Origin of the sequence: Glaciecola punicea, from assembly GCF_001756615.1 — a bacterium.
GTDB lineage: Bacteria > Pseudomonadota > Gammaproteobacteria > Enterobacterales > Alteromonadaceae > Glaciecola > Glaciecola punicea.
In genome coordinates this window covers 60,673-79,009 of the sequence record NZ_LZXY01000006.1, presented here as the reverse complement: position 1 = coordinate 79,009, position 18,337 = coordinate 60,673, and the positions used below count along the sequence as shown (strand labels likewise).

The window sequence follows — 18,337 nt, the reverse complement described above, 5'->3', positions numbered from 1 at the left end:
TATTCTTGTGTGTCACAAGCGTTTATCTCGAAAATCCTTTATTCGTAAGGTGTAAAACAATATAATTAAGCAATAAGAGAAATTTGACACAATGCGTCTTTAACTTACGCTCGTTTATGACTGTAGCTTAGCGATATTAGTATACGTGCAAGTGAAACTGAAGTTTGCCCTTATTATATTGAAATAAATAAAGTGATAGATACAATGTGAAGATCGCGGAGTCCTTAATCAAAAGCGTTTGTGGTATAATTAGAAGTATTAATTGTACATGTTTTGTTTCAGTAGCAAATAACTAAGACATTTTTAGATTAACCACTTAAAGGATATCATGTGAAATCTGTTCTCTTAATCGATGATGATCCCGAGTTTACACAAGTCGCAAGCCATATTATAGAATTTTTAGGGCATATTGTATCAGTTGCTGAGTCGGTAGAAGAAGCCAAGCAGTGGTTGCAAAATAATGAGTTTGATCACTTGTTAATAGACTTTATGCTACCAGACGGCAGTGGTTTGCATGTGTATGAAGCGCTTAAGAACAAAGCCAGAATGCCGCGCGTTACTTTTATAACCGGCAATCCACAAATTAAGTCGGCCATAAATCACATAGCCGGGCCTGGCGTAAATTATTTGATGAAACCCATTGAACGTGAAGACTTAGAGTCGGTGCTTACGCCAAAAAAACACGCCCGTACGAAAGCACCCATAAAAACAACATCAACACCGCCTAAAAATGCGCTTCCCAATTTACATTTTGGCTGCTTAATGGGCGAGTCTGCTTTAATGAAAACGCTGTATAAAATGATTGAGAGAGTCGCGCCTAGTCACGCCAACGTGATGCTAATGGGCGAAAGCGGTGTGGGTAAAGAGCTTGTAGCAGAAGCGATTCATAACGCAAGTTTGTCTCAAGGTGATTTAATTGCCACCAACTGCGGCGGTTTATCAAAAGAACTAATAGGCAGTGAACTGTTTGGTCATGAAAAAGGCGCGTTCACGGGCGCTATCGGTCAGAAAAAAGGCGTCTTTGAAAGGGCTAGCGGCGGCAGCCTTTTTTTAGACGAAGTTACCGAAATGCCCATAGATATGCAACCAAATCTGCTGCGTGTTCTTGAAACCAAGCGTGTAAACAGGGTAGGCGGCACGCAAGAAATTTTAGTTAACTGCCGAATTATTAGTGCTACAAACCGCACGCTTGATCAAATTGCAAACGAGCATATTTTACGTGAAGACATTTACTTTAGACTCGCCGTGTTTCCAATTGAAATACCGCCGCTGCGAAAAAGAAAAGATGATATATCGCTGTTGGCAAATGCTTTTTTAACGCAGTTAAACACCGAGCATAACGAGCACTTCGTGCTAAGCCCCGCTCAAATTGACATACTCACCAGCCACGATTGGCCAGGCAACGTGCGCGAGCTTAGGCATTCGCTCCACAGAGCGTTTATTATGAGTGAGCCTGGCAGCAAAACACTCGAACTCCCCAGTACATTCGACTCGCCCTTTTCTCAAAAAAGCCACAAACCGTCTGTAATGAGTGCGGGTAATACCATTGAAGAGGTCGAAAAATCGCTAATTTACGCCACCCTCGATGAAGTGGGCGGCAACAAAACCACCGCAGCAGAAATGCTCGGCATTTCCACTAAAACCTTGTATAACCGTTTGCACGCATATGGTGAAAAAATATGAACAGCCTACAGCAAAGAGTTCACGACATTCGTAAGCCTTTAAATACCATTAGTATGCAGGCAGAGCTGATCAAAATACTCAGCCACGCAAACGACACATCGCTAAAGGTTGAAGAAGCATCTAATAAAATCATATTTAGCGCCAAGCATTGCAGCGATCTACTTCAAGACTTGTATGAAGAGATAGAATGTTTAGCAGCAAAGCCATCAGCCTCCAGTAAAGACAGATAATAGACACGCATAATGGCGTTCTTATCGACCCACTCTACTCGCTCTTGGATTTTCATTTCAATGCTGCTGCTAGCGCTGGTAGCTATAAACACGTATATTAGCCAAGCTACCATTAGTAAATTAACCGCACTTCACAGCGAGATTGCACTGGCCACTAATACGGTTACTGCCTTAGAAGAAATGCACGGGAATGTATTAAAAGCGGAGTCGGGCCAGCGCGGTTATTTATTGAATCAAAACGAGGCTTACCTCAAACACTATAACGACGCCGTGACTAATTTACAGGCATCGCTTAGTCATTCGCAAACACAGCATTCAATCGTTCCTGCACAAGCAAGGCTTATCAGCTCGCTTAAAACCCTCATTCAAACAAAAGTAGACGAATTGAGCGCCACCGTTAGGATAGCCCAAAAAGGTGACTTCGCCCGAGCGGTAGCCATAGTGAATGCTGGCGATGGGCGCGAAAATTACGCGGAAATACATCGTTTGTTTGAAGAAATAAAATCGAATACAAACGCTATCGCTGCAGCGCAGGTGACAAAATTAGCCTTAATCACCAAAGAATCAGCGCGCAATCTGAGTGTGTTTTTTGCAACTAGTTTACTCTTGTTAATCGGCTTGTTCTTTTTAGCTAAGCTGAACATTAAAAATCAACGAACGCGAGAGCTTGAAATGGAAGCGCAAAACGACCGCTTGCAGCTAGCAGTAGATGAGCGCACAAAAGAGCTATCCTTATTTTCAGATGAACTTAGCCGCAGTAATCGAGAGCTTGAAGATTTTGCTTTTGTCGCCTCGCATGATCTACAAGAGCCGCTACGTAAAATTATGGCCTTTGGCGACAGACTTGAAACGCAGGCACAAAATTTGAGTGATAAACAGCGCGACTATTTGTATCGAATGCGCGGCGCGGCCAGTCGCATGAGCAGACTCATTAGCGATTTATTAGAATTTTCGCGCATAAGCACACGAGGTAAATCTTTCCAAACTGTTGCACTAAATGAGGTGTTACAAGACTGTGTGGATGACTTAAATGTCCTTATAGAAGAAACTGATGTCGTGATCGATATAGCGCCACTCCCTAGCATAAGCGCAGACCCAACCCAAATGCATCAGCTGCTTTTTAATTTACTTGCCAATGCTATAAAGTTTTCACAAACACGCTCATCGCCAATGGTCAGTATCAGCATAAAACCGGTAGCCCAACCCGCCTCAATTGAGGTTGAGGGCTTAAGCAACTGGGTATGTATCGCCGTAAGCGACAATGGCATAGGCTTTGACCAAGAGTATGCCCAAAAGATATTTGCCCCTTTTCAACGTCTGCACAGCCGTCAAGCTTTTAAAGGATCGGGCATCGGTCTAGCTATTTGCCGCCGTATCGTAGAACGCCACAATGGTGAGATAGCCGCCATTAGCGAAATTGACAAGGGCGCGGTATTTACAGTGACCTTGCCTATTAACAACTACTTGATTAGTATTAAGCAGTAACAGAGGAAGTGAAACATGAACCTGCCCACCACCCCACGAAGACCCTTTACCATTATTATGGCAGAAGATGACGAAGATGACAGATTGTTAGCGCAAGATGCCATGGAAGCATGCGGGTCCAAATACTTATGTCACACGGTGAATGATGGACAAGAATTGCTTGATTATTTGAGGTGTCAGGGCAAGTATATTTTAAATGATATCAGTGATTTACCCAGCGTTATTTTGCTTGACCTAAATATGCCCATTCTGGATGGTCGCGAAACACTTAAGCAGCTCAAGGAAGATACACTATTGTGCAGCATACCGGTTGTTATATTATCTACCAGCAGCGAAGAGGAAGACGTGAGTAAAAGCTACCGCTTAGGTGCGTCATCTTACATGATTAAGCCAAGCAAATTTAATTTACTCGTGGATATGATGAAATCTTTTAACAACTACTGGTTTGAGACCGCCACTATTCCGCACGTAGTAATAGATAAAGATAGTAAATAGCACGGGCGGGTAAAGTGAATAATATAAAATCGGTATTAATCATTGACGATGATCTCGACGACTTGTTTTTAATCGAAGAAAGGCTTAGAGAATTTGTGGCCACAGACTGCTACTTTGTCAGCAGTTCAGATAAGCAAGAGGCCATTAGTCTCTTAACCGAACGTGCGTTTGATCTGTGTATTTTAGACCATCGTTTAGCAGGCTACGAAGGCATTGAAATTTTAAACGCCGTGGCACAGGCTGAACTCGCTACGCCTATTATTATGCTAACTGGCCAAAATGATGATGAAGTTGCCAAGCAAGCTATTAAAAGCGGTGCGCAAGACTTTGTCATGAAATCGTCAATAGATGACGATATTTTTGAAAAATCGGTGCATTACGCAATATCTCGAAAAGAACTAGAGTTCGCGCGCTTATTTGCGCTAAAAAGTGAAGCTGAGAATGTGGCTAAAGACAAGTTTATTGCACATTTAAGCCACGAATTAAGAACACCGCTTACCTCCATATTAGGCTACACTTCTCTGCTGCTCGAAAAAGAAGACACTTCCTCATATCAAAAAGAACTTAAGATTATCTCTAATAACGGTAAGCATTTATTAAGCTTGCTGAACGATGTATTAGACTTATCAAAAATAGCGGTCGACAAGTTTGAACTTAAAGAAGAACCAACTGACTTTCAAGAGCTGCTTATAGAAGTGAATTCATTACTGTCGGTCAGTGCCTTAGACAAGGGCTTATTTTTAGCGTTTGACAGTAGCACAATGCTGCCTAGACTGATCACCTTAGACGGCGTTCGCTTTAAACAAGCATTGGTTAATTTAGTAGGCAATGCGATTAAGTTTACTGATCGCGGTGGTGTTACTGTCACCGCTGGTTTAATACAGGAAGAGGAAGAAACGCAACTGAGTATTGAGATAAACGATACTGGGATTGGCATAGCCGAAGATAAAATAAAGGGTATTTTCACGCCTTTTAAACAACTTGAAGACGTAGCAGATCGCAAAGCAGGCGGTGCCGGTTTGGGTTTGTCAATTACCGCCGAAATAGTTAAAAAAATGGGAGGGGAACTCATTATTGAGTCAAGGCCTGCTGCAGGCTCTTTGTTTACCCTTAAAATGCCGTGCAATGGAATGTCGCCTGAACGCATAAAATATAATTTTAATCTATCCTACGATAATCAAGACTCGCTCAAAACACCTCGGTATACGGGTCATGTCCTTGTTGTTGACGACGTGTTTGAAATTAGGCAATTAGCTGGCTACTTCATCAAGGAAACGGGGGTGCAGGTAGAGTTTGCCAATAACGGCGAACAAGCGCTATCTAAGGTGGCCCAAGCAGAGCAAAACAATAAGCCTATTGATGTTATTTTTATGGATCTGCATATGCCTGTTCTGACGGGGAAAGAGACGGTAAAGGCCCTGCGAGAAAAAGGCAACACCTGCTGTATTGTCGCTATGACGGCCGCTATTAGCAAAGGTTTACACAATGAATTATTGCAAGACGGCTTTGATCATCTCATTGCCAAGCCCTTAGATAAGCAAGAGTTATGGGAAATGCTGAAACAGGTGCTTCCTAGTGGATGTTCACGCGCACATCACAATAAAACGGCCATACACTCACCTAATTCCCCCTTAGAGCTTATCCATTTGGTAGAAGACGATCCTGACAGCGCAGCGGTAATGCAAATGCTGCTTGAACAGCTAGGCTATGCGGTAGTTCACTCAAGTACGGCGCTTCAAGCCATTGCAAATAGCCAAGCAAACTCGCAAATATCGCATCATTTGCTCGACTTAGGACTGCCCGATCTGCAGGGAGAAGCCTTTATACGTAAGTTTTTTGAACGGACTGTGCTAGGCAAGGTCACCATTTTAAGCGGCAGCCAACCTGACCATCACATGCTGGAACACTTTCCCATTGCAGGTCATTTAATTAAGCCTATTAGCAAAAAAACTTTGCAGCAGTGGCTAGTGAATAACAATCGTCGTTAGCGTAAAATCGTGAAGCGCCTCCCGCATTAGCAAACAAGACAATATTTCAACCCACGGATAAAACACGACACTATGGATTCATTAACCCAAATTGCCTTAGGTGGCGCCGTTGGTTATGCGGTATTAGGCAGTAAAGTAGGCCGCAAAGCGATACTTTGGGGAGCTGCGCTTGGAACGCTACCTGACCTTGACGTATTTTTGCCCTATGCAGGTGAAGTTGAGGCCTTCACTTATCATCGAGGCTTTAGCCATTCTATATTAATGCACCTTCTTGTGAGCCCGATAATTGTGTGGCTCATATTGAAAGTGCATACTCACACTACTGTCTATAAAAAAGGCTGGTTTTGGCTGGTGTTTTTAACCTTGAGCACACATGCTGTCTTAGACAGTCTAACGGTTTACGGTACGCAGCTGCTGTGGCCTCTTACTGAATATCCGTTTGGGGTTTCAAATCTTTTTATTATTGATCCTTTATACACCCTACCCTTGCTGTTTTGTCTTACTATTGCCGCTACACCCAAAATCAGTCACGCCAACGCTAGTCGTGTAAATGCTGTTGGTCTTATTGTAAGCACTCTGTACATAGCTTGGTCGCTAGGGGCTAAAGTTTATATCGACAAAAAGGTAGAAGCCGCTTTGGTGGAGCAGGGTAAAAGTAGCACCCACTTTATGAGCACGCCCGCGCCCCTGAACACATTTTTATGGCGCATAGTGGCTATGTCTAATAATCAATACTACGAAGGTTATGCCTCTATTTTTGATAGCCCAAGCGAAGTAAGCTTTACGACTTTTGCAACAGACCCAGACCTACTCAAAAACATTGACAATGAATGGGGCGTGCAGCGTTTGCGTTGGTTTACAAAAGGGTTTTATGCGATTAAACAAAATGGCAATAACGTGGTACTACAAGATTTACGAATGGGCGCTGAATGTGGCTATGTGTTTAATTTTGCGGTCGGAGAATATGTAGAAGGCACGGTGGTAGCAGGCAACTATGAAAAGATCTCTATGCGTCCAGATCTTGGTCAAATAACATCTATATGGGATAGAATATGGGACCCTTCGGTGCCCCTGTCACCCACGCTTATAAACGGTAAATGCCCAATCTTAGCGGCTAAATAAGCACTTGCTTGCGCCCATTTTGCTTAGCCTTTTATCGGTTTTTTGTAAAATACTTTACATGCGGTGAGAAATAAGCCTTATTTACTGACGGATATTTTTGTAAGTAGTCGACACGTGAGCTTACTATTGCTATATCGCCAAATTATGGGTAATCATAAGGATTAATGTGAGTAGTAAAATTTGCATGTAACCAAAGCGTCAACACACAATATACACTATACTTAAGCCATGAAGTAACATTACAAAGGTCACAATATGAGCACAGCTTCTTTATTCCCACATTTATTACGCCCGTTAGATTTAGGTTTCACCACTTTAAAGAATAGAGCAATAATGGGCTCTATGCATGTGGGCCTAGAGGAAGAAAAAGGCGGCTTTGATAAATTAGCGGCTTTTTATGCGGAGCGCGCTAAAGGCGGCGTTGCACTTATTGTAACTGGCGGTATCGCACCGAATATAGCAGGCTGGTTAGCACCATTGGCAGGGCGCATGAGCAGCAGCCGGCACGCCAAAAAACATAGGGTAATAACCGATGCTGTACATAAAGAAGGCGGCAAAATTTGCATGCAAATACTGCATTCCGGTCGCTACGGCTACCATCCCTTTGCAGTGTCGGCGTCTAATGTACAGTCGCCTATTTCACCGTTTAAGCCCAAAGCACTTTCAAAGCGCGGCATAAAGAGCACCATAAGTGATTACGTCGATTCCGCCAACTATGCCAAACAAGCGGGCTACGACGGCGTTGAAATTATGGGCTCAGAAGGCTATTTAATTAACCAGTTCTTCTGCCAGCGCACCAACCAAAGAGACGACGAATGGGGTGGCAGTTTAGAAAACCGAGCAAAATTAGCCATTGAAGTGGTCACCCAAACCCGTCAAAAAGTAGGCCCTGAATTCATCATTATTTATCGCTTGTCTATGCTCGACCTAGTAGAAGGCGGCGCGCCATGGGATGACGTGGTTTACCTTGCCAAACAAATTGAAAAAGCCGGTGCAAGCATCATCAACACCGGCATTGGCTGGCATGAATCTAGAGTGCCTACCATTGCCACGTCGACCCCGCGTGCGGCCTTTACGTGGATCACCCAGCGTATGAAAAAGGAAGTGTCCATACCGCTTATTACCAGTAACCGCATTAATACCCCCGAAGTAGCCGAACAGGTGCTTGCTGATAACCACGCCGACATGGTGTCTATGGCCAGACCATTTTTAGCCGACCCTAACTTTATGGCTAAAGCCATGCGCAACGAATCTGGCTTAATTAACACCTGCATAGCCTGTAACCAAGCGTGTTTAGACCACGGCTTTGAACGCAAGCGGGCAAGCTGCTTGGTAAATCCGCAGGCATGCTATGAAACAGAACTTATTTTTAAAGCGGTGGCCAGTCCTAAAAAATTAGCGGTAGTAGGCGCAGGCCCTGCAGGACTTGCATTTGCCACCTACGCAGCAGATCGCGGCCATAAAGTGCACTTGTATGAACAATCTAGCGAAATAGGCGGCCAGTTTAATTATGCTAAACAAATACCCGGCAAAGAAGAGTTTTACGAAACCTTAAGATACTACGCTAATCAAATAAAACGCACGGGCATTAGTCTGCATTTAAACACCAAGGTAGACGCCGCCTTATTGAAAAAAGAAGGTTTTGATGAAGTCATTATGGCCACCGGCATTACCCCACGCGAACTTGACATTGAAGGCGCCGATCACAAAATGGTTATGAGCTACATTGATGTATTAAGAGACCACAAGCCAGTGGGTAAGAGGGTCGCGGTTATTGGCGCAGGGGGTATAGGCTTTGACGTATCAGAGTTTTTGGTGGAGACTCAAGACTTAACCGTTAACCTCGATAAATGGCTAGACCATTGGGGAATTGACAAAGAATATAAACAGCCCGGCGCGCTGAGCCCCAAAGAACCCATTAAGGGCGGCCGACAAGTCTTTTTACTGCAGCGTAAAACCACTAAAGTGGGTAAAGGCTTAGGCAAAACCACCGGCTGGATCCACCGCTCGTCACTCGCCAATCATAAAGTACAAATGATGAACGGCGTAAGCTACAACAAAATAGACGACGAAGGCCTGCATATAACCATAGCAGGCAAGCCAATGCTGCTCGCTGTAGACAACGTTATTGTATGCGCTGGCCAAATTCCGTTTAGAACCCTAGAAGCGAGCTTACTTGAAGCCGGCTTAAAAGTGCACGTTATCGGCGGCGCCGACGTTGCCGCCGAGCTAGACGCTAAGCGCGCTATACGCCAAGGCGCAGAACTCGCCGCTGCTATTTAAACGTAGCGCGAAAAGCATGATCTAAGTCAGCTATTAAATCATCAGGATGCTCCAAGCCGATAGATAAGCGAATAAGACCGTGAGTTATGCCAAATTTATCGCGTAAATCAGCCGCTACTCCAGAATGGGTAGTACTGCTTGGATGGCAAACAAGGCTTTCACTGCCGCCTAAACTAACCGCCGATTTGAAAATAGATAAGTTGTTAATTAAGCGAAAGGCGCTTGCTTTTGGCACATCCAGTACAAAAGAAAACGTTGAGCTAGGGCCACTACACTGGCGTTTATATACCGCTTGATACCGTTCGTTTTGAATAAAATCAGGGTGCAATACTTTTGCTGGCATGTAGGGGTTAGTGGCTAGCCACTGAGCTACCTTATGTCCGCTGCTAGCCGCTCTTTCCATGCGTATACTTAAGGTTTCAAGTGAACGAGAAATCATCCAGCTTGTGTGCGGATCAAGGTTTAGCCCCAAGGTGCCACGCGTAGCGCGTACTGGGCGTAGCATATCACGGCTGCCGCATACCGCGCCTGCCACTAAGTCGCTATGACCGCCTACGTATTTAGTCAGTGAATACATGGCTATGTCGATGCCTTGTGGCACAACCTGCTGGAAGACCGGTCCCATAAGCGTGTTATCGCACACACTAATTGGCCTATGACCTGCTTCTTTTTCAATAATATCAAGTACGCGATTTAGCGCAGCTAAATCCACAAGGGAATTTGTTGGATTGGCAGGGGATTCAACAAACACCATCGCCACGCGCCCTTTTTCACCTGCAGCACGCAGTGAAGCAAGCATGCCTGACTCATCTAAACCGTCATGAAACTCAGCCGTTTTAATGTCGAACTGCGGTAGAAACTTTCGAATAATCGTTTCGGTACCGCCGTAAAGAGGCGCGCTTTGCACAATAACATCGCTTGGGCGCAAATAGGCAAGCAATATAGCGCTTATAGCACCCATGCCGCTAGAGCACACAACAGAGCATTCGCTGCCTTCAAACAAAGACAAACGATCTTCAATAATTTCAACGTTTGGGTGATTAAAGCGGCTATAAATAAGGCCACCTACACTGCCCGCTGGTGCAGGCTTTCTGCCAGCCATAATATCAAAGAACTCTTCGCCTTCTTCAGGCGTTTGATACGCAAAAGTCGAGGTTAAAAATACAGGCGGCTTAACAGAACCTTCAGACAGCTGTGGATTATAGCCGTACGACATCATCATTGTTTCTGGCTTTAGTGCGTGATCACCAATTTTGCTTTTTTTATAATTATTGTCGTTAGCCATTGTCTGCTCTTTTAGCTGTGACAGTGGCCTAAGCCGCTGCCAGTTTAGTTTTTATAAAGTCGCTATGCCTAATGTATAACAGGTCGGCGGCTTTTCGAATAATGCTATCTTCATATTTATCTAAGTCACCATCGGCATAGGCGACTTTCCACATTAAGCTAATTAGGTTTACTCGCTGCTCGTATTCGTAATGCTCATTTATTAATGAGGTTAACGGGTGCATAGAGGTGTTTTCTTCTGTTTTGGCTTCACTGTACTCTACCAGTTCGGCCACTTCAGTTTCAGTCAAATTGAATAAAGACCTTAGTAAGTCAATAACCCTGTTTTTTTCACTTGAGGCTAAGTCGAAATCGGCTCTGCACACCTCCATTAATAGCATCGCACTTGCTCTCTGTAAGGCCTTGGTGGGGTCTATTTTATCTTTTACTTGGAGTTCGGCAGTAAAAAAGTCTTTTAATTTTCTTAGCATAGTATTCCTTACAAATTAGACAAGGTCGCAGTAGGCATACAAAGTGTCGGTGCTGCAGACTTATATTATGTTTAGTACGATAATTTATGATTTTGGTTTGTTACTCACTATTATTTACTTCTTTTCTCCTTTGTTCATCTCTTTTCACCTCTACTCACGTTTCGCGTCACCATGTTATTTTCCACATTAATATTTTTTACACGTTTATTTAAACGCTAGCTTAACACTAACCGGGCAGTGGTCAGAGCCGTGAATATCATCATATATCTCAGCATCGCTAATATTTGCGGCTAATGCACTAGACACCAAAAAATAATCTATTCTCCAGCCAACGTTACGCTCTCTCGCTCCTGCCCTATAGCTCCACCAACTGTATTTAACGGTATCAGGGTGCACATGTCGAAATGAATCAATAAAGCCTGCGGCAATAAGATTGTCTATGCCGTCTATTTCTTGTTGGGTGTAGCCTGCACTTTTATTGTAATTTGGCTTAGGTCTGGCCAAATCTAGGTCTTTATGCGCTGCATTTAAGTCTCCACAAATCACCACCGGCTTTTTCGCCTCAAGCGCTTTTATATAGGTTAAGAAGTCTGCATCCCACTGCCCGCGATACCCTAGGCGCTTCAACTCACTGCCTGAATTAGGCGTGTATACTGTGACCAGATAAAAATCAGAAAACTCGGCGCAAAGCACTCGCCCTTCTTGATCATGCTCAGATATGCCGATATCTTTCGTGACATCTATGGGTTCTACGCGGGTAATAACACTAGTGCCAGAGTAGCCTTTTTTCACCGCTGAATTGGTGAAAATATGGTAGCCATGCAAATCACACAGTGCTTCAATGACCTGTTCGTCTTGTGCTTTAGTTTCTTGTAGGCACAGTACGTCGCAATCCATCGCGGCAAGCGATTGTAAAAAATCTTTTTTCACTGCAGCTCGAATGCCGTTAACGTTCCAAGATACTAGTTTCATTTAATTCTCCAAATATGCTATTTGTTACTTACTATGGTGCTTATGCTTAACCAGTATTGTATAGATTGGTGAGCTAATGCCAAGCCTTGCTATTACTATATAGCTCACATCCATATACTTTGATGCTTTATAAGCATTTTTTGTTAATTTTGTTAACGCGGTGATTTACTTCAAAAGTGCAATGCTTTATTGTCAAATGACGAAGCCAATCAATGCAATCTGCTAATTCCTAACAATGCCAAAAGCTCATACTCGTCTACCAAACTCTCATATCACCGTTGCTCAATATGCGTCGGATCTAGGTCTTAACGTGCCTGTTTATCGAATTTGTGACCCTCAGCATGGCTTTAACGCTTATATTCAAAGCTTTATTCATAAGGTTGAGGTATAGCAAATGGCTAAAGCTAAGGTAGCCTTTTCAAAAGAGTATTTAGTCGTCGCGCAAAATGCATCAGGGCGAGACTTAAATGTACCGGTTTATAAATTTAAAAGTAACTTGCCTGGACCCAAAGTATACCTTCAAAGTTCCATTCACGGCGCTGAAGTACAGGGGAATATTGTACTGTTTCACTTGTTAAAACACTTGCAAGGAGCTGATCTTAGAGGGGAAATCACGCTTGTTCCCAACTGCAACCCAGTAGGAAGTAACCTTAAATCGGGAGAGTATACCTTAGGCCGATTTGATCCAGTTAACGGTCAAAACTGGAATCGCGCCTACCACTACGACAAAGATTTAATAGCGCAGTACGCAAACAGTATTAATCCAGACAGTGATATTGATAAAATCAAAACTGAGTACCGCAGCAAACTAAAGGTGTCAATTGAGAAGAAACTTAACAATATTTGGGGTTTAGGGCTTGCTGAGTGCTTGAACTTAAAGCTCCAAAAAATGGCACTTGAAGCAGATATTGTGCTTGATCTTCATAATGGTCCTGTATCAACCAGGCATATTTACGTGCCTGAATACGCTCAACATTCCGCGAAGTTCTTCAATATTCCAAATGTTATTCTGATCCCAAATGTCTTTTCTGGTGCCTTAGATGAGGCAACGTTTTGCCCTTGGTGGTCTTTGAAAAACGCGCTGCAAGAAAAGTTCCCAGAAAAAGAGTGGGACTTTGGTGTAGAAGCTTTTACAGTTGAAATGGGATCTCAAGAGGTCATCGAATTTGAAGCAGGCGTTGCAGATTCTATCAGTATACTAACGTACCTATCCCATAAAAAATGCTTTGTAACAAAGCAGTATTCACCAAAGGAAATGATTAGGCGCGCAGTTTACCTGAAAGACTACAAAGTAATGTTTAGTCAGTTTGGTGGTATGGTTGAATATGTGGCAAAACCCGGCACGGTTGTCGAAAAAGGGGGGGTTTTGGCAAGAGTACTTAATATTGATGAACTCGATAATGAAAAAGCAACGTTTGAGGTTATTGCACCTTGCGATTTGATACCTATTCTTCACTTCCCGTCTGCCAGCGTTTTCGGCGGTACGCAGCTTTATAAGTGCTTTACTAATTACTTTGAGCTGTAGAAGGCTATACCCCGCATTCTTTTTCTTATCGTTATTATTATTTTGAGCACTGAAAATACTTATAGCGCATTTAAGTATGGGCCCTTATTTACGTGAAAAGCCTTTCAATTATCGTGTAAACAAAGACAGCACCAATAAGCAAAGATAAGTAATACTGATTGTTGATGCCGCTGCGATTGAGAACGCATCAAGTCCGCAATCGCAAAATAGGCGGCTACACTACAATGACTTATAAAGACGGATTAATAAAGAATTTTTCGCCTGTTTTCTTTGCATTATAGCGAGCGATATTATTAGGTTTCATGGCGTCAATGAGTGAAATTTCATTACTAAATTCAAGCGCAAAGGTTGTATTTATCTCATCGGCAACTCGTTTATGCAAGGCCAATACGTCTTTAACTTCTAGTGAACCTAAGAAGCGCATCAGCAGCCATCCGCCTATATTCCAAGTCATACCGTAGGCGCGATTTAATACCGTGGGGGTAAAGTCTAAATTACCATAAACGTATATTTGCTTATTTTCGGCAGAGCCATAGGTGTTAAAGCCGGTAGCGTCTTTGCTGCCTACGGCTTCCATTGCACTAAGAATATCGCTGACGAGGTCGCCGCCGCCAATTGCGTCAAATGCCAGTGTTGCTCCGGTTTCCTTTATGGCCTTATATAGGTCTTTTTTGAAACTTTCGCTGCTAGAATTGAGCACATATTTAGCGCCTAAATCATTGAGCATATCAACCTGCTCTTGTTTGCGCACAATGTTAACTAAGCTGATGCCTTGCGCAATACAAATTTTATTTAGCATAACACCTAAGCTTGAAGCGGCAGCGGTGTGCACAAGCGCGGTATGCCCTTCACGGCGCATTGTTTCAACCATACACAAAGCGGTGAGCGGATTAACAAAAGAAGAGGCTGCTTGGCGAGCGCTCGTACCCTCATTGTGCACAATACATGCCTGCACAGGCACGCAACAATGTTGCGTATACGTTGCGCCTGTAAGTACGCCAACCGTTTTGCCCATAAGCGCTTGTGCTTGTGGGCTGTCACCGGCCGCAACAACGGTACCTGCACCTTCATTCCCGATGGGCAACTTTTGATCTACGCGCGACCGTATACGGGACAGAATACCGGGGTGCACCGGCGCACTAAGCTTATTGCTGCTGGCATCAAACGTGGCATCTGCCAGATTAGCTGGGCCAAACATAGGCCACATATCAGAGGGATTAATAGGCGCAGCTTCAATTTTAACAATCACTTCATGCGGTTTTGGCGCGGGTACATCTACCTCGTCAAGTGAAATGGTTAAGAACGCATCAGATGAAATATGGGTAAACAGTTGCTTAGTAGTGGTCATTTTTTTCTCGCAAATTAAGGGATTGATAGTAACTAGCGTTGTCATTATGCATAAAATAACATGTCGTTTACATGCTTACTAGTTATGCCTTTTGTGTTTGCTAAGTCAACCTGACCTTGAGAGATTTTCCTAGTTATACTTTGTGCTTGCTAAGTGGACCTGATCCATTAGCTTTCTGCCATTGAAGAATAAGACAGCTCTATTTAAAAACACGAAATGTCAATGCTTTATACTTAGGTGTTTCTTAGGTGTTTCTTAATAACAGACCTTAAAATTAACACCGAAATAAGCGTCAGACTAAGGGCTCTTCTAGGCTGCCCGTCTTTATTTGCATTGTTACGTGCGTTTGTGTATATCAGACCTGTGCCCTACTCTTATGCACAAAACCGTCAGTTCTTGATGCTTAATCTCATACACAATACAATAAAATCCTTGACGTATGCGGTATAATTCATTGCCGTTGAGTTTGATTGCACCAACCCGCCTTGGATCTTCAGCAAGACTAGCGATCTTTGCGATTATTTTAATAACATCCGATTTAGGTAATGACTTTAAATCCTTTGCGACTGATTTTTTAAACGTTATTCTATAATTTGCCTAATTGGCACCAAAGTAACGAACAGAATAAATATAATAGAGCTGATACTGAATAGAAGCGAAGACAAATCCAATCTAAAACTTAGCTGTGAAGATCTAACAGGGATGTATTGCCTATTTTCTGGGAAAAAAATAATCCCGAAACGCGCTCCATAGCTTGACTATTAGGATGACAACAATAATATCGATTGGACTCGCCTTTGATGGTCTGTTTACCAGCGTATAGCTGGCTTCAAGGTAATATTTACACCTGCTGCCTTTACCTGTTAAAAGCCAAGCTTAAGATTGACTCAATATTTACGACCAATCAGAGCACAACTGCATACTTAATTTTAGCTTATTTGGTATCGCAGCAAGTGGCTAGATTAATATCAAAGCAGCAAAAAATGCCGCCAACTGCAGTGTATTTATGGCAACCGTAGCCCTGTGCAGTAAATCAAATCTCGACTTTTGATTCGCATCAGACGCTGTATTTGCCTTAGGCATAAGGAGTTGACGTGAGATTATAAATCCGAGTAAAGACACGCCTGCTATAATCGCTTGAACATTGTCACCCACGAATAAACAAATGATCAGGTATGCTAGGCTAAGTGCAGCAAAGTACAGGTAGTAGAAGGGAAAAAAAGCACGAATAAACGGCCTAGCAATATCTATTTTCAGCTTGATAAAGATTAAGGGTGCAAATAGAATTTGGAATGTCACCATGCCGCCAAATATGACGGATAATAACACTAGCTGAAGTGCGTCAAGCATGGATTAAGCCTTATGATGTAAAATTCGCATAGATAATAGGATACGCGCCTTGGTCAATCTGGTTCAGAACCGATTATGCTTTGGATAGACTATTCAAAGATTTAAACGAGTTAAGCATAGTCAGGCTTTAGACTCCTTATTCGTATAAGCCATAAATTTCGCCTGTTAGCGCTGCAAGCCCTAGGCTTATTCACAAGTAACGTTTTGCACATGTATAGTTTTGAAGTTCTACTTGTTTTCTCGCCGCATACAGCCAAGAAGGATTATCTTCATTAGTTAATTCTATTTTCTGCATTAAGCCATCGGCTCTTTGTGTATCGCCTTCTTTAAATAGAATAGAGGCGAAATTTTCTAGTACCGTATACGACAAAATGTTGTTTTTATCTAGAAATTCATAAATCTCAAAGGTTTTCTCAGGATGACCCTTGCGCTTATATAATATGGCCAACAAATTCACTATTTTATGCGATTTATGCTATGGTTAATTGCGAGGCAAAATAAAAATATGACCGCAAATGGTAACCACCTTGGTACTAATTAAATAGCTGACCAGACTGTCTATAGTGCGAAACAAGTTACGATTTACCGCGTAAAAATAAAGGAGATCTTAGCTTGAGCAGCATGAAAAAAGAAGTAGACGTGCTCATTATAGGCGCCGGTATTTCTGGTATTGGCGCAGCTTATCATTTACAAAAAAACTGCCCACGTAAGTCATACGCTATTATAGAAGCGCGCAGCGCTATGGGCGGCACGTGGGACTTGTTTCGCTACCCGGGCATTCGCTCCGACTCAGACATGTATACCTTTGGTTTTAATTTTAAACCTTGGCCGTCCCAAAAGGCAATATCTCCAGGTGAAGATATTAAAACCTACGTGAGTGAAGCGGCCAATGAAAATGGTATTACGCCGCATATTGTGTTTGAGCATAAAGTAATAGCCGCTAACTGGGATGGCGCGTGTGCTAAATGGCATACAAAAGTACTCAACGTAAAAACCGGCGTGCATTGCACGTATATCAGTCGATTCTTTTTTTCATGCGCGGGCTATTATAACTATGAGAAAGGCTATACGCCTTATTTCAAAGGGATTGAAACCTTTGTTGGTCGTGTAATTCACCCACAGCATTGGCCACAAGACTTAGATTATAGCGGTAAAAAAGTGATTGTGATTGGCAGCGGCGCCACCGCCGTAACGCTGGTGCCGGCCATGGCAAAAACCGCAGCGCATGTCACCATGCTGCAGCGCTCACCTAGCTATGTACTGGCAAGGCCTGAACAAGACGCTGTGGCGAATTTCTTGCGCCGCTGCCTGCCTGCTAAAGCGGCCTATAGCATTAGCCGTTGGAAAAACATATTGCTTGGCATGCTAATGTATAAGATCGCTAAAAGCAGGCCAGAAGTACTAAAGAAATTGCTTCGAAAAGAGATATTCGCGGTTTTAGGCAAAGACTATCCGGTGGATAAGCACTTCAAACCCAGCTACGAGCCGTGGGATCAGCGCTTGTGTTTGGTGCCCGACGGTGATTTATTCAGCGCAATAAAAGATGGCTCAGCCAGCCTAGTAACTGACCAAATTGATTGTTTTACTAAGCAAGGTATAAAGCTGCAGTCGGGCGAAGTGTTAGAGGCCGACATTATTGTGACCGCTACGGGTCTCACGCTACAGGTGCTTGGTTCATATAATCTTAGTGTCGACAACATAGCGTTTACGCCTGCCGATAGCTATTGCTATAAAGGCATGATGTTAAGCTCACTGCCTAACTTCGCCTTTACGATGGGCTACACAAATGCGTCGTGGACCTTAAAATCAGACTTGGTAGGGAAATACGTCTGTCGCCTAATTAATCATATGGATAAGCATCAATATGACTACTGCCAGCCTGTTTTACCTGCACAAGGCATACAGGCAGAGCCTTTGATAGACTTCACTTCAAGCTATGTGCTGCGATCGCTTAGCCAAATGCCCCAGCAGGGTAGCAGCAAGCCTTGGAAACTCAATCAAAACTACATACTTGATCGTATAAGCTTAGGCTATTCATCGGTAATAGACGACAGCCTAATGTTTGCTTCTATAAGCTATGAGGAGCAACTGTGACGAACAAC

Annotated in this window: 16 protein-coding genes; 9 read left to right on the top strand and 7 right to left on the bottom strand. The window is 43.2% G+C overall.

Translation table 11 applies throughout. The annotated features are described in order from the left end of the window. The first annotated feature begins 330 nt into the window (after nt 1-330). The 7 genes from BAE46_RS08880 (at nt 331) to BAE46_RS08850 (ending at nt 9,286) form a co-directional block, all read left to right on the top strand. A complete protein-coding gene (locus BAE46_RS08880; RefSeq protein ID WP_006006792.1) occupies nt 331-1,683 on the top strand; it encodes a sigma-54-dependent transcriptional regulator in 1,353 nt (450 codons plus the stop codon). Then, nucleotides 1,680-1,913, top strand: coding sequence for a histidine kinase dimerization/phospho-acceptor domain-containing protein (locus tag BAE46_RS08875; protein WP_006006790.1), 234 nt, complete (start codon nt 1,680-1,682; stop codon nt 1,911-1,913). The genes BAE46_RS08880 and BAE46_RS08875 overlap by 4 nt, the downstream gene beginning before the upstream one ends. Before the next feature lie 12 nt (nt 1,914-1,925). After that, nucleotides 1,926-3,398: a sensor histidine kinase gene (locus BAE46_RS08870; RefSeq protein ID WP_040521004.1), complete on the top strand. Its 1,473-nt coding sequence runs from the start codon at nt 1,926-1,928 to the stop codon at nt 3,396-3,398. A 21-nt stretch (nt 3,399-3,419) separates the two neighbouring features. After that, complete coding sequence (locus BAE46_RS08865; RefSeq protein WP_040521030.1) at nt 3,420-3,893, top strand: response regulator; 474 nt, start codon at nt 3,420-3,422, stop codon at nt 3,891-3,893. A 14-nt stretch (nt 3,894-3,907) separates the two neighbouring features. After that, nucleotides 3,908-5,881 (top strand): response regulator, encoded by a 1,974-nt coding sequence (locus BAE46_RS08860; RefSeq protein ID WP_006006782.1) that lies wholly within the window; start codon nt 3,908-3,910, stop codon nt 5,879-5,881. Nucleotides 5,882-5,953: 72 nt separating this feature from the next. Then, the gene (locus tag BAE46_RS08855; protein WP_070112398.1) at nt 5,954-7,003 is read left to right on the top strand and encodes a metal-dependent hydrolase; all 1,050 of its coding nucleotides are present in this window, start codon (nt 5,954-5,956) and stop codon (nt 7,001-7,003) included. A 255-nt stretch (nt 7,004-7,258) separates the two neighbouring features. Next, nucleotides 7,259-9,286, top strand: coding sequence for an NADPH-dependent 2,4-dienoyl-CoA reductase (locus BAE46_RS08850; protein WP_070112396.1), 2,028 nt, complete (start codon nt 7,259-7,261; stop codon nt 9,284-9,286). On the opposite strand, the gene BAE46_RS08845 is transcribed toward BAE46_RS08850, so the two are convergent. The 3 genes from BAE46_RS08845 to BAE46_RS08835 all read right to left on the bottom strand — a co-directional run bounded on the left by BAE46_RS08845 (nt 9,279) and on the right by BAE46_RS08835 (nt 12,012). Further along, nucleotides 9,279-10,571: a cystathionine gamma-synthase family protein gene (locus BAE46_RS08845; RefSeq protein WP_006006775.1), complete on the bottom strand. Its 1,293-nt coding sequence runs from the start codon at nt 10,569-10,571 to the stop codon at nt 9,279-9,281. The two genes, BAE46_RS08850 and BAE46_RS08845, sit on opposite strands and share 8 nt — an antisense overlap. 28 nt (nt 10,572-10,599) lie before the next feature. Continuing rightward, nucleotides 10,600-11,040, bottom strand: a complete 441-nt coding sequence (locus BAE46_RS08840; RefSeq protein WP_006006772.1) for a tellurite resistance TerB family protein — start codon at nt 11,038-11,040, stop codon at nt 10,600-10,602. A gap of 204 nt (nt 11,041-11,244) precedes the next feature. Further along, on the bottom strand, nt 11,245-12,012 hold the full coding sequence (locus tag BAE46_RS08835) for an exodeoxyribonuclease III (RefSeq protein ID WP_006006770.1): 768 nt from the start codon (nt 12,010-12,012) through the stop codon (nt 11,245-11,247). Nucleotides 12,013-12,406: 394 nt separating this feature from the next. Here BAE46_RS08835 and BAE46_RS08830 point away from each other — a divergent pair, with 394 nt between their 5' ends. Further along, entirely contained in the window at nt 12,407-13,537 is a 1,131-nt protein-coding gene (locus tag BAE46_RS08830; RefSeq protein ID WP_006006766.1) for a M14 family metallopeptidase, read from the top strand. Between the two features lie 229 nt (nt 13,538-13,766). Here the strand turns inward: BAE46_RS08830 and BAE46_RS08825 are convergent, their stop codons facing one another. From BAE46_RS08825 to BAE46_RS08815, 4 genes are all read right to left on the bottom strand, one after another. Next, nucleotides 13,767-14,885 carry a zinc-binding dehydrogenase gene (locus BAE46_RS08825; RefSeq protein ID WP_070112511.1) on the bottom strand — a complete coding sequence of 373 codons (1,119 nt, stop codon included), beginning with the start codon at nt 14,883-14,885 and terminating at the stop codon, nt 13,767-13,769. Nucleotides 14,886-15,221: 336 nt separating this feature from the next. Continuing rightward, the gene (locus BAE46_RS14340) at nt 15,222-15,470 is read right to left on the bottom strand and encodes a type II toxin-antitoxin system RelE family toxin (protein ID WP_081483955.1); all 249 of its coding nucleotides are present in this window, start codon (nt 15,468-15,470) and stop codon (nt 15,222-15,224) included. 372 nt (nt 15,471-15,842) lie between these two features. Further along, nucleotides 15,843-16,235 (bottom strand): DUF4149 domain-containing protein, encoded by a 393-nt coding sequence (locus BAE46_RS08820; RefSeq protein ID WP_070112394.1) that lies wholly within the window; start codon nt 16,233-16,235, stop codon nt 15,843-15,845. Nucleotides 16,236-16,425: 190 nt separating this feature from the next. After that, entirely contained in the window at nt 16,426-16,683 is a 258-nt protein-coding gene (locus BAE46_RS08815; protein ID WP_006006760.1) for a hypothetical protein, read from the bottom strand. A gap of 173 nt (nt 16,684-16,856) precedes the next feature. On the opposite strand from BAE46_RS08815, the gene BAE46_RS08810 reads away from it, so the two are divergent. Next, a complete protein-coding gene (locus BAE46_RS08810) occupies nt 16,857-18,329 on the top strand; it encodes a flavin-containing monooxygenase (RefSeq protein WP_040521003.1) in 1,473 nt (490 codons plus the stop codon). Nucleotides 18,330-18,337: the final 8 nt, after the last annotated feature.